The organism is Haliscomenobacter sp. (assembly GCF_040403615.1).
Classification (GTDB): Bacteria; Bacteroidota; Bacteroidia; order Chitinophagales; family Saprospiraceae; genus Haliscomenobacter.
The window spans coordinates 53,762-78,173 of the sequence record NZ_JBBAKG010000022.1; the positions used below are offsets into that span (position 1 = coordinate 53,762).

At 44.4% G+C, this 24,412-nt stretch carries 20 protein-coding genes; 9 read left to right on the forward strand and 11 right to left on the reverse strand.

Translation table 11 applies throughout. The features are described 5' to 3' along the window. The coding region (locus ABW391_RS09370; protein WP_353481591.1) for a hypothetical protein at window positions 1-291 on the forward strand (291 nt) is incomplete at its 5' end. Here ABW391_RS09370 and ABW391_RS09375 read toward each other — a convergent pair. After that, window positions 282-533: a hypothetical protein gene (locus ABW391_RS09375; protein ID WP_353481592.1), complete on the reverse strand. Its 252-nt coding sequence runs from the start codon at window positions 531-533 to the stop codon at window positions 282-284. The two genes, ABW391_RS09370 and ABW391_RS09375, sit on opposite strands and share 10 nt — an antisense overlap. A 65-nt stretch (window positions 534-598) precedes the next feature. Between ABW391_RS09375 and ABW391_RS09380 the strand changes: the two genes are divergently transcribed. Further along, window positions 599-1,438, forward strand: a complete 840-nt coding sequence (locus tag ABW391_RS09380) for an NAD-dependent epimerase/dehydratase family protein (RefSeq protein WP_353481593.1) — start codon at window positions 599-601, stop codon at window positions 1,436-1,438. Window positions 1,439-1,512: 74 nt separating this feature from the next. On the opposite strand, the gene ABW391_RS09385 is transcribed toward ABW391_RS09380, so the two are convergent. Further along, window positions 1,513-2,376, reverse strand: a complete 864-nt coding sequence (locus ABW391_RS09385) for a DUF2911 domain-containing protein (RefSeq protein WP_353481594.1) — start codon at window positions 2,374-2,376, stop codon at window positions 1,513-1,515. 355 nt (window positions 2,377-2,731) lie between these two features. Here ABW391_RS09385 and ABW391_RS09390 point away from each other — a divergent pair, with 355 nt between their 5' ends. Then, window positions 2,732-3,328 carry a bifunctional nuclease family protein gene (locus ABW391_RS09390; protein ID WP_353481595.1) on the forward strand — a complete coding sequence of 199 codons (597 nt, stop codon included), beginning with the start codon at window positions 2,732-2,734 and terminating at the stop codon, window positions 3,326-3,328. A 191-nt stretch (window positions 3,329-3,519) separates the two neighbouring features. On the opposite strand, the gene ABW391_RS09395 is transcribed toward ABW391_RS09390, so the two are convergent. Next, a complete protein-coding gene (locus ABW391_RS09395) occupies window positions 3,520-4,791 on the reverse strand; it encodes a hypothetical protein (RefSeq protein WP_353481596.1) in 1,272 nt (423 codons plus the stop codon). Between the two features lie 508 nt (window positions 4,792-5,299). On the opposite strand from ABW391_RS09395, the gene ABW391_RS09400 reads away from it, so the two are divergent. Beyond that, window positions 5,300-5,440: a hypothetical protein gene (locus ABW391_RS09400; RefSeq protein ID WP_353481597.1), complete on the forward strand. Its 141-nt coding sequence runs from the start codon at window positions 5,300-5,302 to the stop codon at window positions 5,438-5,440. A 198-nt stretch (window positions 5,441-5,638) separates the two neighbouring features. Continuing rightward, window positions 5,639-6,472 carry an AAA family ATPase gene (locus ABW391_RS09405; RefSeq protein ID WP_353481598.1) on the forward strand — a complete coding sequence of 278 codons (834 nt, stop codon included), beginning with the start codon at window positions 5,639-5,641 and terminating at the stop codon, window positions 6,470-6,472. Between the two features lie 132 nt (window positions 6,473-6,604). Here the strand turns inward: ABW391_RS09405 and ABW391_RS09410 are convergent, their stop codons facing one another. Continuing rightward, a complete protein-coding gene (locus tag ABW391_RS09410) occupies window positions 6,605-8,077 on the reverse strand; it encodes a cryptochrome/photolyase family protein (RefSeq protein WP_353481599.1) in 1,473 nt (490 codons plus the stop codon). A 166-nt stretch (window positions 8,078-8,243) separates the two neighbouring features. Here ABW391_RS09410 and ABW391_RS09415 point away from each other — a divergent pair, with 166 nt between their 5' ends. The 4 genes from ABW391_RS09415 (at window position 8,244) to ABW391_RS09430 (ending at window position 13,991) form a co-directional block, all read left to right on the forward strand. Then, window positions 8,244-9,449: an AAA family ATPase gene (locus ABW391_RS09415; protein WP_353481600.1), complete on the forward strand. Its 1,206-nt coding sequence runs from the start codon at window positions 8,244-8,246 to the stop codon at window positions 9,447-9,449. Further along, complete coding sequence (locus ABW391_RS09420; protein WP_353481601.1) at window positions 9,449-10,324, forward strand: hypothetical protein; 876 nt, start codon at window positions 9,449-9,451, stop codon at window positions 10,322-10,324. The genes ABW391_RS09415 and ABW391_RS09420 overlap by 1 nt, the downstream gene beginning before the upstream one ends. Window positions 10,325-10,467: 143 nt before the next feature. Further along, window positions 10,468-12,354 carry an SPFH domain-containing protein gene (locus ABW391_RS09425; RefSeq protein WP_353481602.1) on the forward strand — a complete coding sequence of 629 codons (1,887 nt, stop codon included), beginning with the start codon at window positions 10,468-10,470 and terminating at the stop codon, window positions 12,352-12,354. 260 nt (window positions 12,355-12,614) lie between these two features. Further along, window positions 12,615-13,991 carry a hypothetical protein gene (locus ABW391_RS09430; RefSeq protein ID WP_353481603.1) on the forward strand — a complete coding sequence of 459 codons (1,377 nt, stop codon included), beginning with the start codon at window positions 12,615-12,617 and terminating at the stop codon, window positions 13,989-13,991. Between the two features lie 97 nt (window positions 13,992-14,088). Here the strand turns inward: ABW391_RS09430 and ABW391_RS09435 are convergent, their stop codons facing one another. The 7 genes from ABW391_RS09435 to ABW391_RS09465 all read right to left on the reverse strand — a co-directional run bounded on the left by ABW391_RS09435 (window position 14,089) and on the right by ABW391_RS09465 (window position 24,281). Next, window positions 14,089-16,284 (reverse strand): DUF5723 family protein, encoded by a 2,196-nt coding sequence (locus ABW391_RS09435; protein ID WP_353481604.1) that lies wholly within the window; start codon window positions 16,282-16,284, stop codon window positions 14,089-14,091. A gap of 296 nt (window positions 16,285-16,580) precedes the next feature. Further along, a complete protein-coding gene (locus ABW391_RS09440; protein ID WP_353481605.1) occupies window positions 16,581-18,086 on the reverse strand; it encodes a PH domain-containing protein in 1,506 nt (501 codons plus the stop codon). After that, window positions 18,079-18,597 carry a PH domain-containing protein gene (locus ABW391_RS09445; protein ID WP_353481606.1) on the reverse strand — a complete coding sequence of 173 codons (519 nt, stop codon included), beginning with the start codon at window positions 18,595-18,597 and terminating at the stop codon, window positions 18,079-18,081. Before ABW391_RS09445 ends, ABW391_RS09440 begins: the two co-directional genes overlap by 8 nt. A gap of 13 nt (window positions 18,598-18,610) precedes the next feature. Next, window positions 18,611-19,624: a threonine aldolase family protein gene (locus ABW391_RS09450; RefSeq protein WP_353481607.1), complete on the reverse strand. Its 1,014-nt coding sequence runs from the start codon at window positions 19,622-19,624 to the stop codon at window positions 18,611-18,613. Between the two features lie 86 nt (window positions 19,625-19,710). Next, complete coding sequence (locus ABW391_RS09455) at window positions 19,711-20,280, reverse strand: pentapeptide repeat-containing protein (protein ID WP_353481608.1); 570 nt, start codon at window positions 20,278-20,280, stop codon at window positions 19,711-19,713. A 12-nt stretch (window positions 20,281-20,292) separates the two neighbouring features. Beyond that, window positions 20,293-21,423 carry a glycosyltransferase family 4 protein gene (locus tag ABW391_RS09460; RefSeq protein WP_353481609.1) on the reverse strand — a complete coding sequence of 377 codons (1,131 nt, stop codon included), beginning with the start codon at window positions 21,421-21,423 and terminating at the stop codon, window positions 20,293-20,295. A gap of 173 nt (window positions 21,424-21,596) precedes the next feature. After that, complete coding sequence (locus tag ABW391_RS09465) at window positions 21,597-24,281, reverse strand: S9 family peptidase (RefSeq protein WP_353481610.1); 2,685 nt, start codon at window positions 24,279-24,281, stop codon at window positions 21,597-21,599. Between the last annotated feature and the right edge of the window lie 131 nt (window positions 24,282-24,412).

Sequence of the window (24,412 nt, forward strand, 5' to 3'; positions counted from 1 at the left end):
GGGATTTTCAATGTGAAGTTTCAAAACTGCATAGTAAAGGTACAAGACTTGATCAGCAAAGGGCAATTTGTAAACTTTCTGGGCGAAATTTGTGATCCATGTATCAATGGCAAGGCTGGGGATAAAATGTTTAAAGGCCCAAATGAAGATGACTACCGCCTGGATAGTTTGTCAATAGCTCAAAACTATGGCAAACCTATCAGTAGCCCACGTGCCATCACGATCGACATTGTGAATACACCTCGCAATGCCCAAACGCCCGACCCTGGCTGCTTTGAACGTCAGCAATAATCGGGCATCAATGCACCATCAACACTGTGGATAAAATCCAGACGGATTTCCAAGCCATTGTCGAGGGTGACAAATTCTTCTTTGTTGCGGGTTTCCAAATTAACAATGCGTACTTCACATTTGCGCATGTTGCCTTGCGGTGTTTCAAATTCAACCAATACCGTTTTTTGCTGAGTGGCAAAAGCTTCCAACTCATCGTAAAAATCACAGTTGATTGGTTTGTAGGGTTGTTTTGGATGCATGGGTGTGCTGTTTATTTGTCAGGAAAACTTATTTTAGATTTCTAAGTTAGGTTAATTGTACCGAATTGTCAAATCAAAAATTTACCACGACTTTGAATTCCATTCAATCCATATCCGTATTGGGCGCTGGCTGGCTAGGTTGGCCCTTGGCCAAACACTTGAAAAAATTAAGTTATGCGATAAAAACTTCAACAACTACGCCCGAAAAGTTGAATTTATTGCAAGTCGACGAACTTCAACCTGTTCTTTTGATCATTGATCAAGGTGAAATAACCATCAATGATCGATCATTTTTTGACACAGATCTGATAATTCTCAATATCCCACCATCGCGTCGCCGTCCAGACGTGGAAAGCCGGTATCCAACCCAAATTGAAGCAATTTTGGATTTTGCCCAAAATAGGGGAGTCCCAAAAATTCTCTTCATTGGATCAACCAGCGTTTATGGAGATGTCAATTCGGTGGTTACCGAAACCTCAGATTTGTATCCCGATACTCCTTCTGCCAGAGGGCTGATTGCTGCTGAAAAGGTTTTGAAAAAAACTTACCCAGGAGACAGTTCCACGATTCTGCGCATGTCTGGATTAATCGGTGGAGACCGCAAAGCAGGCCGTTTTTTTGCTGGAAAACGCGATGTACCAGAAGGAAATGCCCCCGTCAATTTGGTACAATTGGAAGACTGTATAGGTGTGATTGAAGCAGTAATCCAAAAAGAAGTTTGGGGCCAAGTTTTTAATGTTTGTGCGGATGAGCATCCACGAAAAGCAGATTATTACACAAATCAAGCGCTAGAACAAGGCTTTGAAATCCCAACTTTTTTGCCCGATGAAACGCCCCGCTTCAAAGAGGTGAGCAACGAAAAAGTGAAGCGAGATTTGGGGTATGCCTTTACAAAGTTATATTAGGTTTTAGGTTGTACCCCATTTTGCATAGCCATGAAAGGATGGCGTACAACCTAAAACTCAACACTCAAGAGCGCTTACTTCTTCCACTGAGCGATAGAAGCTTCGTTCATGCTGATGTAATCCTGGTTTTTGGCTTCTTTAGCCGCAGCCAATGATCTCATTGCAACATCGATGGCTTCTTTCTTTTTACCCAATTCAGCCAAAATCAATGATTCGGTGCGCAAAGTCCAGAATTGAGGCTCTTTTGCAGTCATCGCATTGGCTTTTTGAATCCACTCCAAAGCTTTGTTCAGCTCTTTTTTAGTAGTCAAGTAATAAGTCGCAGCAGCAGAATAGTCGTTGGAAGATGGCCCAGCCATAACGCGGTCGATGCTGGCCTTCACTTTAGCGTCAACATCTGCACTAACTGGGATGCTCACTTTGGTGTTTTCCCACATGATGTTGATGTTGGCTTTGTCCAGTGTCTGATCGTTGATGTCCAACGTGAAAGTTTCCACTTTCTCGCTCAGTTTTTGTGGCTTCAAAGTCCAGGTAGCTACAGCTGTTTTGTCGCCATAATCGCCAGCACCTGGAGAATCGTATTTGAAGAACATCACCTTCCACTCGGTAGCACCCGGAGAAGTAAACAAGGCGTAATCCCCTTTTTTGATGGCTACACCACCAACAGTAATGTCATCGCCAAAAGAAATTTTGGTCGCAGAGTTTGCACCAGTTCTCCACATGGAACCAAAAGGAACCACCGCAGTTTTGTCGGCACTGAATACTACCCGACCCTTGATGCTTGGGCGAGAGTACAACAAAGTGACATCAGTAAGACCTACTTTGGTTTTTACTTCAGCAGTAGGGCTTGGAGCAGGCGTTTGAATTTGTGCAGAAAGTGGCAAAGCAATTGCCAGTGCCATTGATAAGGCTGCAATAATCGAGCAGAACTTTTTCATAGTTGCGTTTGATTTATGAAATTAAGTTGGTAAATCCGGGTTTGTGGTGCAAAACGCACAATGTGATCATTTATTTCTTGAAACTAAGGCATTTTGCAGCAGTACCAAAAATCAGCTGGTGCATGCCTTTTCCTGGAATCTTTTACACTTTAAGTGGCCAAAAAGTTTACACTCCGGATCACTTGTGTCTAGTTAAGAAAAAAAGATAGCTAGAATGTACATTTCTCCAAAAAGCTTCATCCTCGAAAACCAATTTGGTTCTTTCCGATTAATTCCCTATTTTTGCGCCGCTTTAGCCTTAATCTACCCAATGGCGAAGCTGCATTTCAGTATAGGAATCGTATAAGCCCAAACGATGAGAAAAATTGAGTTGGATATAGTTGCACTGTCACATAGCGTTACGCAATCTCACAATTACGCAGTTGTACTGGGAGAAAAGAGAGGAGCACGCCGTTTGCCGATTGTTATTGGCAGTTTTGAAGCGCAAGCCATTGCGGTTGCAATGGAACGCATGACCCCCAACCGGCCACTTACCCACGACCTGTTCAAAAATGCCCTCGAAACCTTCAACATCAATCTGAAAGAGATCATCATCAATAACCTGCTGGATGGCATTTTTTACGCTCGCCTGGTGTGTGAGCGAGATGGAGATGTTACTGAGGTCGATTCTCGTACTTCGGATGCACTGGCCATGGCGGTACGGTTCAATTGCCCGATTTATACCTACGAATTTATTTTGGACGCTGCTGGTGTCGTTCTCGAAGACACCGAGGGCAGCGATGAAGACGAGGAATTGTTCGCCACAGCACCAAGCTCTGGTATGGCAGATAATCCCCTGGCTTCTTATTCCACTGAAGCTCTTACGAAAATGCTGGACGAGGTATTGGATGAAGAGAATTATGAAAAAGCGGCACAGATTAGGGATGAGATTGAGCGGCGGAAGTCGAGTTAATAGTTAAAAACGACCTTTACTTAATAAAATCATTGTTTTAATACCAAAGGGGTTATTGCATCTTGTTCATTAATAAATGGATTCTCACCCTAATTATTTCCTTTGATGAAATAAAAGATGCCAACCAAATCGGAATTAGGATGGCATCTTTTATTCAACATTCAGTCACCTTGTCTAAATAATCTATTAATTTACCAAAACACAAAAGTAGGGTTACTGCTAGTATAGCGTGAAACAGGCTGAACTAAAGTATTGATGTCAACATTAACGCCTTTACCGCCACCACCAACATTAATGACATGTGGAGTTAACAGCAAAGTAACCCTAACGTTGTAGGTATGCCTAGCTGTACAACTTTTGAACTCATTTCTTCCGACAAAAGATTCATTTTTATCATTCCCTTGATATTGAATGTTAGCTGACCCACCAGATGAATTTGTGATGAAAGTTTCTAAATCCCTATCAGGTTGACCATCACTTCCAATATGGCAGCTAGAAGATACATAAGCAGTTACTGTAGATAGTTTTGGCGACGCAGAAGTACTAACTCTGCCAATTTGTTGAGAAGAACTTGTAAGATCAAAAACGCATGGTAATTCAACTTCCTCTTCTTGAGTATCCACAGGATCTCCTCCACTTGAACCTCCTGAGTTAGTATCATCCGCTGCTGAATCATTGGGATTTGCATCTGTGCAAACTAAAACATAGGAATATTCAACGTACGGTTTACAATAAAGTGGGTAACCATCGTAGCCAGTGCAAGCGTAACGTAGGGTTGTAACTGTCATTAAATCGCATCCACTTCTTAGGTTAGAGCCTCCAAAATTTTGTAGACTATATTGAGCTTGACCTTCTTCTCTAACTTTTCCTTTCTCATAATATTTATAGGATTGGAATTTTTCATCAAGTCCAGCATAAAAAATGAGACTTGAATAATTGGGTGATGAGTAAAAAGAGTTTGCGAAAGAAATGTCTTTAAACGCTTCTGGCTTATACCAAATCTTCTTATTTCCAACAATTAAAGTATCACAAAAAAGATGCATCAACTTTGCGTTAAAAACACCCTTTTTCATTGAAATTGCAACTCTTGTTGCTTGAGGCTCTAGATATTTGCTTGTGCAATATTCTCCTTTTGATCCAGCTGGTCCAATTCCAAATTTGTATTCCCTATCAGCTTCATAGGGAACTTCAACAACCGTATCTTTTTGAGAGGAGACTAATAATTTAGCTTGAGTCCAATCAAAATTAGGCGAATAAATTTGGCTCCAATTCTTAGCTTGTTCATTCTCGGCAATTTGTTTTTCAAGCCATTTTTTCGAAATTTCAATTTCGTCCGAAAGTTTTATATTCTCATGTAAAGAGAAAGGATCTTCCTCTTTTTCACAGGAAACAACAACAATCAAACAAAACAAAGTAAAAACTGCCAATAAGACACGCACCATGTTAAGCGATTTTAAATTCATAATAAGTGATTTATAGTTAAAAAATATTTTAAATTTGTTCAAACAATACCAAACGGCAATGAACAATTTTGCATTATCAAAATGAAAGGGCACTAACTTTTCCTATAAAAGGGGAAGAAATACAGCCTTTTACCTTTTACAAAGTTTCGTTCTTTAGGTATGTATTTTTCGTGACTAATGACAAATTCGATTTCAGGTGGTTTTATATTTCCCTGATTTCTGATGTAAAATTACCATCGAATCATCCCTTCATCAAGGCACTTTTTACATCTATAGAACACCCCAAATTTTTATTTTTGCCCCGTTTGCGTATGTTTTGACCACCTCAAATTTATATTTTTTATATTAACTTAAAATTTAATTAATTGATAATCAATTAATTAATTAATAAAACTCATCTTTCTTTCAATACGCGATTCAAAATAATAACCTCCAATTCTAAAAATTTGAAATCCAACTAAAATTTGAAGGATTCCGCTTTACCGACCTTAAGCGCCTGAACCTTCCCTTGAACCGCAACGGTATTCCCAACCACCTTACTGCGCTGATTGCCATCAGAGATGTACCGGCTGGTGATCCAAGATGGGAATGGTTTTTCCCTCAGGATGAGTTGAATACCAACAAGAATATCGTACAGAATCCACTGTAATTTTTACAAAGGATTGATGCAATAAAGCGGCTGTTCTGGAGCAATCTGGAGCAGCCGTTTTTATTTACGGTGCGCCCAGCTTTATCCAAGACATCTGCAGCCTATCACAAAATATTTTCCATTAAATCCACGAATGGGTTTATTTTTGGAATCAATATTTGGGCAACCACAAAGGGTTGCCCAGACAACCTAAAATCTATGTCTTTTCAAGGAACATCAACTTACGTCGCTACTTCCGAATTGCAAATTGCGGTCAATGCTGCCATTTACCTTCAGCGCCCACTCTTGGTAAAAGGAGAACCTGGTACTGGAAAAACCTTGCTGGCGCATGAAATTGCCAATGCCCTTGGCAAAAGATTGCTCACCTGGCACATCAAGTCGACTACCTTGGCCCAGCAGGGTTTGTATGAATATGACGCAGTATCGCGCCTGCGCGACTCCCAATTGGGCAAAGAAGGCGTAGACGACATCAGCCATTACATCAAAAAAGGCAAACTGTGGGAAGCGTTCACGGCAGACGAAACGGTGGTGCTCCTGATCGATGAAATCGACAAGGCGGATATTGAATTTCCCAATGACTTGTTGCTGGAACTGGATCGCATGGAGTTTTATGTGTACGAATTGCAAAAGACCATTAAAGCTGTACATCGCCCGATTGTGATCATCACCTCCAACAATGAAAAAGAACTGCCCGATGCATTTTTGCGGCGCTGCCTGTTCCATTACATCCGTTTTCCCGACAAAACGACCATGCAGGAGATTGTCAATGTGCATTTTCCCAATATTCGTGAGGAACTGCTCAACAATGCCTTGCAGTTGTTTTACGGTTTGAGAGAGGTCACTGGCCTCAAGAAAAAACCGTCTACGAGCGAATTGCTGGATTGGCTTAGTTTGTTGTTGTTTGAGCAAATCCCAGAAAGTTTATTGGCCGAAAGCGACCTCAAAGAACATTTGCCTCCCCACCTGCACGCACTAATCAAGAATGAGCAGGATTTGAATATTTTGGAAGAATGGAGAAGACGGAGGAGGTAGTCGATCTGGCCGTTGGTGTAGGTTCAGCCTTTATGTAGGTGCGGCTCTCCCTGGCGAGGCTCCCTGCGTTGTTTCAGCTAGGGGTAGAATACTTGCGCGGGAGGGTCTTCTGCTTCGGTCAAGTTGATTTCATCAAAGTGAATGTAGAAATTGTTCGGCGACATCTAAATGAGCTTTTTGCTTTATTTCAGGCATTTTATCAAAACTCTTGACCAGCATTCCCAATCTTGGATTTCGCAAAAAGAAATCCCGGTGCGTATGCATAAACCGCCAAAACAAGCCATCCCAAATAGGTTGCCAGTTTCCTTTTTTGTAGTCACTCATTTTCATCAAATAATTACTACCACTGATGTAAGGTTTCGTAGACATCAGGCCTCCATCGGCAAACTGGCTCATGCCGTAAACATTTGGTACCATCACCCAATCATAAGCGTCAATAAAGAGCTCCATAAACCAGCGATAAACTTCATCGGGATCAAACTCACACAACAGCATAAAGTTTCCTAGAACCATCAACCGTTCAATGTGGTGGCAATAGCCTGTTTCCAAAACTTTTTTAATGGTGCTGTCGATGGGCTCTATTCCGGTAGTTCCCGTCCAAAATGAAGCTGGTATTTTTCGAGTAAATCCCCAGTAGTTTTTTGTTCTTTCTTCACTGCCTTTCAATTCATAAACAGCTCTGATAAATTCCCTCCAACCAATAATCTGTCTGATGAAACCTTCTAAAGAATTTAACGGAATCTCATGATCGCGGGCATAGCGCACCGTTTCATCAATAATGTACTGAGGCGTAATCAGGCCAGTATTCAACATGGGGGTTAAAACACTGTGGTGCAAAATTTTTTGGTTCGAAACGATGGCATCTTCATAGGCACCAAAAGCTGAAAATCGGGTTTTGAAAAAATCCTGTAACCATTTTTTACTCTCGATAAACGTGGTAGGGTAAAGAAAATCTGCATTCAGTTCTCCATAGTTGTCCGCAAAATATTTTTGGGTGTACGCAACGGCTTCTTCATTAAAACGACTAGGAGTAGGAAAATCAACTTTGGGAGGTATTTTGTCTTTGGGGTATTTCAAGCGATTCTCATCATCAAACGTCCATTTCCCCCCGGCAGGTTTTTTATCTGTTTCCAATAAGATATTTCTGCTTTGGCGCTGGTGCTTGTAAAAATCAGTTTGAAACATGCGCTTTTTATCCAAAAAATAGGCTGCAATTTCTTCCGAAGTATTTAAAAACAGCGGTGAATGATTTTTAATCGCTTTTACCTCATGAGTCTTACAAGCTTTTGATAGCCTTTGTTCCAGCCAATAATCGGTTGTATCAAGGTACTCAAAAGTATCAACCCCAATTGACTTCAAATGCGGAATTAATTTTCGCACATCAGCCAACTCATTGAACGAATCAATGTAAACTACTTTGATATGGTGTGATTGAAGTATGCTTTCGTAAAACTTCATACTTGCCCGGTGAAAACTAATTTTCTGTTTGTGAAAATTGTACTCCTTAAAGAACAGCCATTCTTCAACCAAATAAATGGTGCTGCATTTTGCGACAAGTGCGTTTTGTTCAAACAACTGGTGCGGAAACAGAATTCCTGTGCTCATATTTTATGCTTTATTATGCAATCAACCTAAAACAATTTTCAGCAACAGTGGTTCAGCAGGTATTTTGTGGACATAAGGCTGCTGTTGGGGCGACTTCAGAGCTTCTCACCCCGTAGCCATTTCCTTTTTCCAGAAAAGACCGTATTTTAGTGAAAAATTTGACAAGATGAACAGTGGGCCAAGTTTTGGTATCGTTTCTTTTAACATCGAAGGGTTTCGGGGCATCAAGCATGCTTCCGTAGAAGGTATTCCCGCTGATACCAAATGGATTTTTTTGACCGGGAAAAATGGAGGAGGGAAAACGAGTGTATTGCAGGCGTTGTTTGTGGGAATTTTTGGAAAATCCGAAGGGAATACCATCTTGGAAGTTGAGGAATCTAAATCCAAGATTCGTATTCAATATTTAGATGGAAAGGTTATCAAATTCAACAATGGGAATATAGAGCCCAAAGAAGATAGGTTTCTTTTTATTAAAGGAGGATATACGAGTTTTGACGCGAGTAAAAATGTTGGTTATAACTTAGTCCTTAGGCCAATTGCTGCATACGGAGCAAATAGAACACAAATTCAATTTTACAATAATGGTGGAATCTTAGAGCAAAAATACTATCAATCAAAGAGTCTGTTTGGTACTGACAACTTGCTTTTAAATATTGAAGTAGAATTCAAAAATTGGGTTTACCGCAGCACCTCTCAAGAAGTAGTCTCAAAAGACAAAGACTTAGCTGAAAGATTAAAATTAAGAGCTGTTTGTTTGAAAAAATTATTACTGAGACTAATGAACAACCTCGCTGACATAGAAATTGACGTTGTAAATGACAGGCTGATATATTTTGAAAAAGATGATTTTGATGAAATTATCTCAATTCCAAAATCTTTTGGACAGCTAGCATCAGGAAATAGGAGCATCATCGCCATGATCGGCGATATGATTATCCGTCTTCTCGAAGGCCAACCAGAAATTTCAGACCCCTCCGAACTCGAAGGCATCGTCCTCATCGACGAGCTCGACGTACACCTCCATCCCAGTTGGCAAAAAGCCCTCCCCGGCTTGCTTTCCGACATTTTCCCCAAAATCCAGTTCATCGCCAGTACCCATAGCCCTATTCCGCTTTTAGGTGCGCCCAAAGAATCGGTGGTGCTGAAGGTACACCAAAGCAGTCAGGAGGGAATTACAGTAGAAAAACTGGACATTGACGTTACTCAGTTGCTGCCCAATAGCTTGCTTACCTCTCCTATTTTTGATTTCGAAGACATCATTCCTTCTGCCAATACCAGTCTATCAGACTTACACACAGAAGATAATTTTCAGGAAGCAATGGCAAATGAGGAGATTAAAAATCGCTTAAAGAAAATTGCACAGACGCTGTAATGATTAAGGTAAACAAGGATTTCGATGCCATTCCGCTCTATTTGTCTACTGCCAAGGTAAGCCAACAGACACTGGATGCAATTGCAGCCCAGGATGGCAGCCTTTATATAAAATATTACAAGAACAGCTCGGTTAAAGACCAGTTGCTGATCATCTACCATAAGAAATGTGCTTATTGCGAGTCGACCATTACCCACAGCGCACCCTTGCAAGTTGAACATTATCGGCCAAAAGCGAAGGTTGACATTAAGGATATACTGGTCGGTGAGGTACACAAGGGCTATTATTGGTTGGGCAATGAATGGACCAACTTGCTTTTGGCTTGTCAAAGTTGCAATGGACAAGGTGCCAAAGGAAATCGCTTCCCTATCAAAGGAAATCGAATTTTGGTTCACCCAGCAAATCCAGATTACCATTCTATATTGCACCCCTTGATGCTGGATGAGGAGCCCCTACTGCTCAATCCAGAACTTGTTGATCCCGCCGATCACTTGTCATTGGATCATTATGGAATCCTTCATGGGAAAAGCGCGTTTGGGACAGCGAGTATCGAAATTTACAACCTGAATCGTGATGGCTTGATTACCCGCCGTTTGAAGATTATTCAACAGTTTGTCAACCGCATCAACAGGCAATTATCAGAACGTTTCGCCCCAACTGTTTCCAATCCGCTTACTCCTCAACAGTTTCAGCGGCAAATGGAGCTGATTTTAGAGGATATCATCGAAGGTCAGTTGCCGCAAACAGAATATTCATTCGTATACATCAGTATAGCTCTGGCGTTTGATGCCATCATACTTTCTCATATCGATGCGGCATTTCAGGGTTATGTGAAAGAATCCTTTCAAACGTATATTCAAAAAATTATTCTTTAAATCCCCTTTTTCCTCCTTTCATCGCTTTCCAATCCGGCGTCATCGAATAAAATAGCAAATCCACTCTTTTCACCCGCATACTTGCCCTGTGATCGTTGCGAACGGTCATACAAAACCAAAAATCAACAAAACCATTATTCAACATGAACCCTGTTGGTATTATTGCACTGTGGTGGGGAGGACTCTTCCTCGCTGTACTGATTTTTTTGCTCACTTACCGTTTTTGGTTCAGGCTGCTTGGGATCATTCTCGTACCTGAAGACAAAATTGGTCTCGTAACCCTGAAGTATTCTCTTTTCGGAGAGAAAAAAGAACTACCGACCAACCGCATCATCGCGGTAGATGGCGAAGCGGGTTTTCAGGCTCAAACCCTAGCGCCTGGAATCCACTTTTGGTACTGGATTTGGCAATACCACATCGAACTGCAACACCTTACTGTAATCCCACCCGGACAAATTGGTTTGCTGATCGCCAAAGATGGAGATGAACTGCCAACCAACTCGATCCTGGGTAAAAGAGTAGACTGCGATGCTTACCAGGATGCTGCGGCATTCATCCGCAACGGAGGACAAAAAGGACGACAAACTGCTTACATCACCACTGGGGTGTACCGCATCAACACCTTCCTGTTTGACCTCGTACTGGCACCGATGACCCAAATCAGGGAGAACATGCTGGGAATCATCACCACCCTGGATGGCGCACCAATCGAGATGGGACAAATTGCCGGTAAAGAAGTGACCGGACACAACAGCTTTCAGGATGCCGATGCTTTCTTGCGCGGCGGCGGCAACAAGGGTTTGCAGCCCCAGGTACTCCTGGCCGGTTCGTACAACCTCAATCCCTGGTTTGCACAGATCGAAGAACACGAAATGACCCAGATACCGATTGGTAACGTGGGTGTAGTCATCTCCTTCTACGGTAAGGAAGGTGTCGATTTGAGTGGCGATGAATTCCGCCACGGTAACATTGTGTCCAAAGGCCAGAAAGGCGTTTGGGCAGAACCTCTTGGCCCTGGTAAATATCCCGTTAATAAGTACTTGTACAAAGTAGAATTGGTGCCTACTACCAACCTGGTACTCAACTGGGCCAGTGCCCGCACTGAGTCACACATGTTGGACAAACACCTGTCTACCATCACCGTGCGTTCCAAAGACGGCTTCCCTTTCAACCTCGACGTGTCGCAGATCATCCACATCCCGGCCACCGAGGCACCCAAGGTAATCGCTCGTTTTGGCAGCATGAACAACCTGGTCAGCCAGGTATTGGAACCCACGATTGGCAACTACTTCCGCAACTCGGCACAAGACGCCGATGTGATTTCCTTTCTGACCTCGCGTAAAGAACGCCAGGATTCAGCCAAGCGACACATTGGTCAGGTGTTGGAAGAATACAACGTACACGGGGTAGACACCTTGATCGGGGACATCGTACCGCCCGACTCGCTGATGAAAACCTTGACCGACCGAAAACTGGCCGAAGAGCAAAAAGTGACTTACGACACCCAGAAAATGGCGCAAGAAACCCGCCAGGCGCTCGAAAAGGAAACGGCGATTGCCGACATCCAAAAGCAAATCGTACAGGCCGATCAGGGTGTACTGATTGCCGAACGCATTGCGGATGCTGCGGTAAAAAAATCGACGGGTGAAGCAAATGGAGTACGGATTGCTGCCTCTGCCGAAGCCGAACGCACCAAGATGATCGCCGCCGCTGAGTCGGAAAAAGTAAAGCTGATGGCGCAGGCCGAAGCCGAAAAAATCGAAATCACGGGTAAAGCAGAGGCTGAAAAGACCCTGGCAGTGGGTCAGTCTAGTGCCGAAGCTTACCGCCTCGCGGTAGAGGCCATGGGTGGTGACAACTTTACCAAGATGAAAGTAATGGAAACGATTGGGCAAGAGAAAGTCAAAATCATTCCCGATGTGTTGATCAGTGGCGAAGGTGGCAACGGCGCCAACGGTGCCATCGGCGGTATGTTGGGCTTGAGATTGCTGGACATGCTCAAAACCGAGAAAAAAGAAGATAAAGCTTAATCAGGATTTTTTTGATAGGTAGAGACGCGGTGAATCGCGTCTCTACATTTTATTTAATTCAATAGGATGTGACAATCAAAGTCACAAAATTCATCCTTCCATTCTGCGTGTTAAAAATTATGCTTATTTTTACACCCATCCTTCACAAAGCTTCTAATCACTGACAATTTCTTATTTCAGAAATATTGTCCCTTCCTCGTTTAGGTAGAAAATTGGCAACGATCAAATTGCATATTTTATCAAGATTAACATACTTTGAGATGAAAACTACTAACAACATTGTTTCTCAAGTTCGCTCTGGGAGCGCCATCTATTTGTTTGGCTTAGGATTGCTTTTGAGTATTGTACTGCTATCGTTACCGTCCTGTGGTTTGGAAACCTTTGATATTGTGCCCGATCCTTCGGGTTACGATTCATTGATGGTGAAGACTACCAATGGCAAATTCGATAAGCTTATCGTAGATTCGGTATATGCGGCAGACATCGTCATTGGGGTGACCTCTAGCAACGATACCATTCGTTTTGTAAAAGGGGCTGATGAGCGAACCTATTACTTCATTACACCAGCCAGCCTGCCTGTGGGCAGTCATAGCATCAGGGTGAATGCCCTCAGTACTTTTCTGACGCTCAAGGTTGATACCATTACAACCCTGGGGAGTCTTACCTTCGATGCAGTGGTGTCCAATTACATCCGGGATGAAGTAACCCCAAATGTCAATTATTTTAGCTCTGGCACACCTACTATTGCATCGCAATTGAAAAAAATCAGGGACACTACGTTGCAAATTTTCAATACCTTGACGGACAACCAAAAGAAAACTGTGGCCATTACCTTGTTGGCCAACAAGAATTTCCTCAAAGAATTCAATACCGCTTTGCGCGATTTGCGTTCGATTCCGGTGGATTCGGTAGGTCCATCTGCAGTTTGCACAGGCAGCAACCTGAAAACGTATTATCCCTGCTTGTTTGACAACCTTCAAACGGCTTATACTACCCTGGAAACACAAGGGCGTTTGCTGGTCTTTTATGGACGAGCCCTGGGTGGCGCATTTTTTTACATCAATTCAGGAGGAGAATACCGGCTCAATCTTAGTTCCAATCCATCGCTGGTATCCGGCCTGCTACAGTTTGCCAATCTTTTGCCCAAAGGCATGATTGTGGGCGACATTGCCAATAAGGCCAACAACCTCAATTGGATTGTGGAAGCCAATTTTTCCAATATCCCCGATACCCTTAAATTTACCAACATCATCACGGATACCATTCCGGTAGGGTTAATTTACCGCAATGTGCGCTCAACCGATACCGAATCGGCTCTGATAGGCAGTTATGTAACCCGATTTAATGCATTCCGGTCATGGTGGAATGGTTCGCCGCTCTCCTTCTTGCCAGCAGTGCCTGCACTCAGCCCAAAATCGGAGGATTTGCCCTTAAATGCCCCGGAGGTAACGGCCACCTTTACGCTTGGTAGCAGCAATGTTACCAGAGGAGCAACCAGCCCTTCGGTATTGGAAAAAGGATTCAGGGTGCGCTTTAGGATCGACGCCTTGACCACTCAGGCTTCAACCCTAAAATTATCGATTGTACACGAAGGTTTTACCATTGAAAAGACCATTCCCATTACTGTTAGACCTTAACGTTAAAGCTGAGTTGTCATAAAAAGAAAAGGCGCATTGGAGAATTCCCCAATGCGCCTTTCTTTTTTAGAATGTGTTCTTGTGACAACTTGAATACTTATTTCTCTTCCCGCAATGCTTTGGCAGATACATAACCATTGTTGCCCCGGAAGCTGATCAGCCACCAGTTTTCATTGGTTTTCTCCAAAACCTGAACTCTAAATCCAGCTCCAATTTTGATTACGGTAACGCCATCTGCGGAGGCGGTAGGCTTCAGGTCGCTTGCTACCAGAACCGTAAATATACCCAAGGCTTTGATGTTACCAGGTATCTGAGTCCCAGGATTAGCGGTGGCATTGGGTTTATTGGTGGCTGTACTATCCGTTGTCGTCGGTTTTGGAGTAGGCTTGCTAATCGGGGTAGGTTCTTCTACTGGGGCAGTTTCCAGGAAAAACTCTTTTTTTAGCTCATTTGCGCCTGCCAATTCATCTAGACTCACGGCACCTTCGGTGGGTTTAAAGCCATTTTTCTTTACGACCACCCGGTATTCTTTATTGCGTTCCATCGGCGCCAGAAAGTCCATTCCAGGGTTGCCACGTACATATGCCAATACTTCGCGGTCTCCTTGCTTTTGGTACAACTCCACCGTTACGCCAGTCAGTTGCTCGCGGCTGGTTGCGTTGAAGGAAGTGCCTCGAAGATTGACCCAAGGCTTGAGGACTGTATTGGTTACTGCTGGAGCTGGAGCAGAAGGCTTATTGGTAGAAGGTTCAGGGCGAACTTTGGTTTCAGCTACGCTTTCTTTTTCTTTCTTTGGCTTGGTTTTCTTCATTTTATTGGCTTCCGCCAGAGAATCCGCTGAAGCAATCGCGCTGGGTTCTACCCCGCTGCTATCGGCCATCGCCACATCGGCGTTGTGTTTGCCGCGGCCAAAAATCAGGTTTAATCCCACATTGACTTGCGCATTGCGTGCATTGCCTATATTGAATGCAGAAGCGACATTGTCTGAAACCGCATAAATTTGAATCGGCCCCAGGTTGACAGATGCGCCTGCCCCAACTTGCGTTCCGATACCCTTCACTTGTGCAACGGTAAGTCCTGCCTGTAAAATTCGGCCAATGTTGGCACTGCCATTGACTGCAAAGTTGACATAATTGTGGCCATCCAAATGCTCCAGATTCACCATAGCCCCGGCGCTAAAATGCTTATTGATGTGGTAGTTTCCACCCACATAAACATAGAGTGGAAGTGGAGATACAACACGACCGAGGTACTTGGTTTTTTCAGGTGTGGTCACAAAATCAATCACTTTGTCAAGGGCTTCGCTGGCCTGATCGGGTTGATTGGCATAAAAATCGAGGTACTTGGTCGTATAGCCGTATTCGGTTAAATTGTTGCGCCAAACGATTTGGCCAAGATTGACAATGCTGGCGTATACATCAATTTTGTCATTCACTTTGTATTGTGCGCCAAGATCAACAGCCAAGCCTTTGTTGCCGCTGCCCTTCAAGTAGGTGCTCAGTCCCTGGGTCGAATCAAAAGCGGCAGGTAAACCCGCCATTAAAAGGCCAACGTTGCCTTCCAACCCCAGAATACCTTGCTGCAAATCTCCAACGATGTCGAAATCACTGCTGCGCGTCCAGGCTCGGCCAAGACCAATGGCCATTTTAGCCCGCAATCCAGCGCTGAGTTTTCCGGGAATGATGTTGTAGGTGTAGCTTGCACCAAGCGTACGGTAGTGAGAAAAGTCCAGGTACGTGCCATAAACGGAGTACTTGCGCGGCCCATTTTCGAAATCCTTTAGTTCCAGACCTTGCAATTCGCTAAAGGTCTGGAACAAAGATTCGGAGTAGCCCAGCAGGGTATTGACATTTTCAGTGCCTTGAATGCCAATGTAGCCTCTTCCCAGGCGAATTCCCGCGTCTAAAAGGGTGGTGTTAAAGTTGAAACCCAGGGTATTGTATGGCCCTATTTGCTTGATGAAATTTGAAAAATCGGTTTCAAAAAAAGAAGAATTGGTACCTTCTCCATTGTTTCCCGAATCCAGATTTCTGATCTCATTGGCCGAAAAGCCACTGCTGTTTGCTCCCAGGTTGATGTTGCTGATGAGGGGCAAACTCAGGTGAAAGTTGTAATCTGGCATTCTACCAACATTCATCGTCTGTGATTGTGGGATGCCAGGAAGGTTGTAAAGTGTCAAATTGCGTTGGGCGATAAGGGATGCATCATTCAATAATAGAAGCAAAACTACCAACAAAACGCAGTGTAGACCAATGCGCAATCCGGCATTGTCATGGGATGTAAATTTTCTCATAGTAGTACATTTATAATTGGCACGGATTTGTTCCGCAAAAACAATACTCATACAGGCCTTGCGTTTAGTTACAAAGTGGTTCTTAACGAGTATTTTTGTTGCGCCTGCAATTTACACGGGCTATACGCTGTGAGGATGTGAAGGATTTACCTTGAACTAAAAGAAAACAAAATAACAAAGGTATGGGTAATAGACGGTCTTAAAAAACTTGTTAAAGGTAGAAAAAAGCATGGAAAGTACCAAACGCGCATTAAAAAATGAACATAAGTTAATGCAAGTTTCTTGTTTTCAAATTATTACATGTTCAATTCTTTGGGCACTTCATTTTTTGCCAAAACAAAATCCCGCAATTGCCGAACCATTGAAAGCGGGAGTGCGTCTATTTCCACGGCTCCCGAAGCGGTATAAAACGTAAGGCCTGCCAACTCGTAACGGGCATCCATAAATCCCTGTTCTAGTTCAACTGCCTGCACATTGTGCCACATCAAAAGGATTTGAGACTGCGTGAAAAAGCCGGATTTCATCCAAAGCCCTTCTTCGGTAAGGCCATATCGAACCCGTTTAAAGAATTGCCATTGCCAACAGGCGACTATTGGAAGCCACAATATACAAAGCACGAGCCAGGTCCAACTAAAATCAAGACTGGTTTTGAGTACCAGAACCAGCAGTGGAAAGATCCCAACCAGTACCATTCTGCGCCGAAAATACAGCGCGTTGGGGTGGTACCATTTCCAGTCCAGATGAGCTGAAGCAGGAAAATAGGCCATTTTTACCGCATCAATTTGAGTTTGATAACATCCCGGAACCTGGAGCGTCTGTTTCCGACTAATCTCAGCCCCTGTCGCTTGATAAAAGCGCAAATTGAACATACCCCATAGGCGTTGCAGCGGGTTGGCACTCCACCGTAGAAATTGTATTTTGGGCAAATAAGCCGCTTGTTCGCGGCGTGTAAACAGGCCTGCTTCCACCCGAAACCCATTTCCAGTTTGCACAAAACGCAGGTCAAAAAATCGAAACGCGGTCAGTACCATAGTCGCCAACACCGAGACGATCAGGAAAAAACCAACAATCCAAAGTGCAAAACTCCAGAAAAAATGAATATTTAGTCCCAGTTCCTCTTCGAGGTATCGATAGGTAGATTTACCCAGAATGGGTTGAATTTCCCGGGCAAAACTGGCAAAAAGCCCTAGCAAAATTCCGGCTGAACGCAGGTGATTTTGACTCAATCCTATGCGAACCAAGTCGCCGACATCCAGTTTGAGTAAAGTTTGTTCAGGGACATAGGGTTCATTTTCTGTTTCAACATTGGATACCGCATTGGGGTTGTCTTTTTTCCAGCGCAACAGGTAATCGCGGAGTTCGCTGGCTTTTGCCCGATCCAAGGCATTGAGGGTTATTTCTGCACCTTTGGCTCCACTGGTATCCATTTCTACGCTGACTACATTGAATATCCGGTGCAAAAAAGTCTGCTGAAAATTAATCGCCTGAATTTTATCCAATGGAATTGTCAAGCGGCGGCGCGTAAATCCGCCTTTTTCCAAAATAAACTCGTCGTTTTGGATGTAAAAGCGGGTTCGGAAATACATCAGTAGGGATCGAACCACGGATAGGGCAGTAAGTGCGATCCCCACCCAAACCCAAAACTGGTTGTTGCCAGCCGTGCGTCGGCGCAAAAGGATCAAAATCAGGATAGGCCAAAATTGCCCGATCAGGGTACGAATCAGGCGGGCCAGAATCAGCAGGATGGCAACCGGCGACTGGCGACTGGGCTGAAAATAAAAAGGGGTAGTGGCCTCACTCATCGGCGACTACTTTTTGCGCGATGAATTGTTTGATGCGTTCTGCTTCAGCATAGTCGATGCCAGAGATACTGAGGTCTCCTCCACTGTCGCCAGCGGTATATACGCTAATTGACCCCAAGCCAAAAGCTCTCGCCAGCGGGCCTTGTTCAATTTCAACGTGTTGGATGCGATTATAAGGTACGGTGAGTTGAGTCTTCAACCAGTACCCTTTGGCATGAATGATGTCTTTTTCGCGTACTGCATACCCTTCGGCATAAAAACGCCGACGCGCCATCCAAAAAAAATAAATGGCTTGTACAATCCAAATACCGGAGATCAATATCCAGGGCCATTTTTGCTTGAAAAAATTGCTGAACAACATCACCATGATGAGTACGAACAGCATGATTCCCTGCGTGATGCACCAGCCAATGGTGCGCAATTTGAGCGTTTGAGGAGGCAGCGTTTGAAACTGGACTGCCTCTACACTGGGCAATTCCGAAAGTGCGATCTGTGGGTTTTCAAAAAGCATAAGGCATCATGATTTAAATCGAAGCAATGACTTTTACAACCTGATCAATCATGTCGGCAGTGACATCCAGGTGGGTAACAAAACGTACTGTTTTAGGTCCAAACGCCGAAGCTTTGATCCCTTCTTCTGCCAAACGAGCCAGATAGGATTCGGCAGTCCAAGGCGCTTTGAGGTCAAAGATGACAATATTGCTTTGAACGGGGCGTACATTATCGACGTAGGCTTGTTTTTCCAATACCTTCCCCAGTTCTTTGGCCCGGTCGTTGTCTTCTTTCAGGCGTTGCACATGGTTGTCCAACGCGTAAATGCCGGCAGCGGCCAAAAAACCAGCTTGCCGCATGCCTCCTCCCATGGCTTTGCGCACCCGGCGGGCCTGACGAATGACAGCTTTGGTGCCAATGAGCAACGAACCAACTGGAGTACCTAGCCCTTTGGAGAGGCAGATGGAAATGCTGTCAAAAAGTTTGCCCGTTTCCTGAGTCGTTTCACCCGTTTCTACCAGGGCATTGAATACCCGGGCACCATCGAGGTGCAGTGCGAGGCCACGTTCCTGACATACTTTTTGGATGGGCTGAATTTCATCCAGGGTATAAAAACTGCCCCCGCCTTTGTTGCAGGTATTTTCCAAAACCACCAGTTTGCTGATGGGTAGCCAATCATGTACGGGTTTAATGGCCGCAGCCAATTGGTCAGCAGTTATTTTTCCATTGGTTCCTTTGATCAAATTGACCCCAATACCTGAGTTGAAAGCATATCCACCAACCTCATATTGATAGATGTGGGAATATTCATCGCAAATGACCTCGTCCAGTGGTTGGGTATGTACTTTGAGTGCGATTTGGTTGGTCATGGTTCCCGATGGGCAAAACAAGGCAGCCTCTTTGCCAAAAAGCGCGGCAGCTTTGGCCTCCAGGGCATTTACGGTGGGGTCTTCACCAAATACATCATCGCCTACTTCGGCGGTCATCATGGCTTGCAACATGCCTGGAGTAGGCTTGGTTACGGTATCAGAAATGAGATTGATCATTGGAACTGGCTATCGAAGTTGAAAAAATCCAATCAAACATAAGCAGAGCTTACTAATTTTTTACTTTCCGGAGCTTTGAATTTCGGTCATTCCACTTTAATGTTGTAACGACCAAGCAGCCCCAGGAGATTTTCTTTTGAAAATCTGGCTTTTGCAAGCTTATTCTTTTCAGGATCAATCACAAAATTCCATGCGCTGCGCAAGTCTGCAGCTTCCAGGTTGGTGTTTTCGAAAGTTGCGCCACTTAGATCACAATCTGCAAAAACTGAACTGGATAAATCGCTTCCAGAAAAATCCACTTCTACCAGTTTGCAACCTTTAAAGCGGGTATTCTTGAGTTTCAATTGCTGGAAAATTGAAAAATTGAGTAGGCAAGCTTCAAAATCAAAGGAGATTAAAAAATCATTGCAATCGTCAAAATGCAAGCCCATCAGTTTGCAGTCTTTGAATTTTACCTCTCGAAAAGTGGTTTTGTGCAGTTTGGCCATGCTGAGATCGCAATCTATAAAGGTACATTCCGCAAAAATTGTACCCGACAGATCGGAATTGGCAAAGACACAATTTTCAAAAGTGCAATTTTCATACTCACCGCGAGGCAGCCGTTTCTCTGCGTAGTTTTCATCCTTAAAATCTTCATCCGTCTGGTATTCTTCCATGGTTGATTTTATTTAGGCCAAACCCAAAATCCGTTCGTACAAATCCATCATTTCTTCGGTGACCATTTCGCCTTTGAAACTTTGGGCATATTGAAACCCGGAATCGATCATGTTCTTGCGAAAAGAAGCATCTTCTAAAATCCGCTCTATTCCTCCCGTGATTTGGGCGGGTTCTTCGGGATCTACCAACCAGGATGCCGGGCCAGCGGCTTCGGGGAGCGACGAAACCCTGGAACTGATCACCGGAGTGCCACTAAAAAGCGCTTCAATGACCGGAATACCAAAACCTTCCAGTCGAGAAGGGTAAAGAAAAATGCTGGCCTTCTGGAAAATTGCAGGCAAGTCATCGTTGTCAACTTGCGTAAAAATAACCAGCTTACTCAATCCTTCCTGCTGTAAAAATTGCACTACCTGAGCTTTGTATTCCTTGCCTTTGCCAATGACCACCAGGGGAATACGCAGACTTGGTGGCAACATAGCCATGGCTTGCACGATTCCCAGCAGGTTTTTGCGCTCTGTGATGGTACCTACGTACAACATAAACTCAGAAGGCAGTTGGTATTTGGCTAAAATTTGATCAATCAGTTTGGCTGATTTTTCTTGCATAAACCGCTCATCGCAGGATTGATAGATTACTTGGATTTTCTCGGCAGGAATTTGGTAAAAATTGATGATGTCCTTTTTGGTGCTTTCGCTGATGGCGACAATGGCATCCGCTTTTTGACAAGCATACCGAAACTTGAGGTCATACACCGTCCGATCGATCAATGGGTAATAATCGGGACGGTGCTTGAATACCAAATCATGAATCGTAACGACACTTTTGATCCCCGCACTGGGAAGTCCAATTGGCAATTCATTGCTCAAGCCATGATAGAGTTGAATTTTGTGGCGCTTCAAAGCATACCTGATGCCGTAGGAACGCCACAATGGCCGTTGGTAACGGTTAGGGTTGTGCAGACTAAACGAGACACTGGAAGTAAACAACTTCGTCTCGGGCTTGCGCTCAATTTTTGGCGAAAAGAGGAAATAGGCGTGATTTGGGTAGTAGTTGGAAAGGTTTTTCAGCAGTGTACGGCTGTAATTTCCTAAACCAGTAAAGTTGTTGAAAAGCCGTTTGGCATCATAGCCGAAGCGCAGCATGGAATGGGTTATTGGTTATAATCGATGAAGATAAACGGAATTGCGGGGATTTTGAGGGGGTGGGGATTTTTTTTTATTTTTAGGTAAGGAGCGTCGGACTATCGAGGCGGCCGTCGGGGCGGCCCTACGTGGCCGCCCTTCCATACCGGTGAGGCACCCACGCAGGGGTGTCCCTACTTGACGCCTTTTTCGATTGCGGTGATTCCTTTGACCATCCATTCGGGTTTTGGGCCTCCCTTCAGGTAATGCTCAAAAAACTGCAGCATGCGCAATTGGAAATCCTTGCGGTTTTGGTATTTCGAAAGTCCATGACCCTCTTCGTTGTAATTCAGCAGCCAGGCTGGTTTATTCAGGCGACGCAAAGCCATGTAAAACTCGATGCCCTGGTACCAGGGAACGGCGCCATCTTTGTCGTTGTGCATGATCAGCAAGGGAGTATTGACTTTGTCGATGAAGAAGATTGGAGAGTTTTCGAGGTACCTCAAAGGCTTATCCCAAAGGGTGCCTCCAATTCTACTTTGGGTATGCTCATATTGAAACATCCGACTCATGCCCGTTTCCCAACGAATCCCGCCGTAAGCCGAAACCATGTTGACCACAGGGGCGCCCGATTCGGCACATTTGAAGATATTGGTTTGGGTGACCAGGTAGGCAATTTGGTATCCGCCCCAACTGTGGCCTTGTACGCCCAGGTTTTCTTTGTCTACAAATCCCTTGTCTACCAAGGCTGTAATTCCTGGAATAATGGCGTTTTTGGCACTTTCGCCCGGATAGCCGATGCGGTAAGGAATATCAGGGATAAAGACCAAAAATCCGCGACTGGCCAATTGAGTAAAATTGAGCATGCTGCGGCTGTAGCCAGGCACCCAGTGGTGGTGCAATTGATCGGTCATGCGCTCGTAGAAGTACGTGATCATGGGGTACTTCTTTTTGGGGTCAAAACCCGCAGGTTTGATCAAGACTCCTTGCAAATGCTGGCCATCCAGGGCCGTCCAATCGGTAAGCTCGGCAGTACCCCATAAGATTTCCGCTTGTTGGGGATTGGCCTGACTGATGGTTTTGATTTTTTGCAAATCGGAAGAGTACACCAAATCCGGGAAGGTCTGGAAGTTTTCACGGGTAAAAATCCAGCGATCCGCATTTTTGGCTTTTTGTACCATCATCGAATAATTGAATGCGCCTTGCTGCAAGGGGCGTTTTTTGCCGCTGTGGATGTCGTACCAGAAGTACCCTTCTTCTTTGGTCGTTTCGTTGGTAAAATGCAAAAGCAAAGGCTTGACCTCTTCAATGGAGCGCTCTTCTGGATCCACCTTGATGTAGCGCATCTCGGTTTTTTCCGCCCGCATGTTGGTCAGGTTGGTCGGTTGCAATTGTTGGGTTGGATCCAGCAACCAGATGTCATAGCGGTCGTAAGCCATCAAATAATCGTCTTCGGAGCTCCAGCCAGCAACTCCGTACGAATCCGGGTTGGAAGGGCTATCGTGCAACTCGTCCCAAAATGCCGTTTTCTGGTTGTTGCTCAATTTCACCAAGGCAGATTTGGCAATGTTCCAGGCCATCCAGGCCGTATCGCTGTAACTGAACCAGTACACGTATTTGCCCATTGGCGACAGTGCAGGACTGCCATGAATACTAGTGGCAATTTTTTCTTTTTTGCCGCTTTGTACATCGATCAAATACACGTCGTTGAGGGGTTCGGTGTCCCAGGTATATTTCACCTGATAGGGCAAGTTGGAGACTCCCAATACATGGCTACCATTGCCTTCATTGCCCAGGCGGATTTCAGGCAATTCGGGATTACCCAATTGCAGCAATTTTCCGTCTGCGGTATTCATTACACAGGTATAGGATCGTTTGCGGTCTTGCTCCAACTGCACTTTTTGCATCGGATAGATCCGGGAATCACTGGTAGACCAGAGTTCCATGTTGACAATTTCTTCTTCCAGGAGCATGGTGTCCTGCAAAATCGGAGGTGGTGCAATCCCGAAAAACAACTTGGAACCATCTTTTGAGAAAGAAACTGTACCATTCTCACTGGGCAACCAATCTTTGGGCAAAAAACTGGCACCAGGACTTAACACCTGGCGGGCTTTATCGGCACTGTTTTTCCAGTGGTACAAGCGGAAGGGGCGAATCCGCACTTTGGTTGTATCCAGATCCGCCACGAATGCCAATTGAGTGCCTGGACGGTCAAAAACCAGTTGCTTGACATTGCTTTTTTGATCCAGGACTTGTCTGGTTTGGCGGGTTTCGCCGTCGAAAACGTACACACCTGGCTTTTGCTCTGGGTCACCTCCAGTAGTGTGCCAGGCAATTCGGGCTTTATCCCGGGCTAATTGGTAGGATTTGACGTAACCAATCAACCTTTCTTGCCTGTTTTCCAACTCCAGCAATACGAGTCGACTGCCATTTTCTTCACTTTCTTTTTTCCAGACAAACTTGGAACTGTCCTTGGCAGGTTTTTTGATGGGTTCGCGCAAATAGGCCAACCATCCCGACCACTTTTCTGCCATTTGGTAGGATTTTACGCCGCCATATTTGCTCAACTTGAAATTTTTCAGGTCGTAAACACCTAGAGTATCCTTTGGCAAATCCTCTTTTTTCACTTTGCGGCGACGCATGTTCATCGTACTGTCGCGGAAAGGTTTGATCAAAAAAGCAAGATAGCGGCTGTCTTGACTGAAATTGAGGTTTTCAGCACGAGGAACCGTATAGGTCTTATCGGCTTGCGCATCGTATAGACGCAATTCGGCATCGCCTTCCAAAGGCCGGACAATATAGGCGACCCAGCGCCCATCTCCGGAAATTTTGGAAGATTCAATGTTTTTCCATTTGGCAATGTCAGCATGCTCCAGCATGCGCTTCGCGGTGTTTTGGGAAAAAACCACCAATGGTAAAAGAAACAACAATGGTAAAAATCTGAACATATTTGGCTTCATTTGTGAGACCGGAAAATAAGAAATTCCAAGCAAAGTCTGACGCAAAAAAT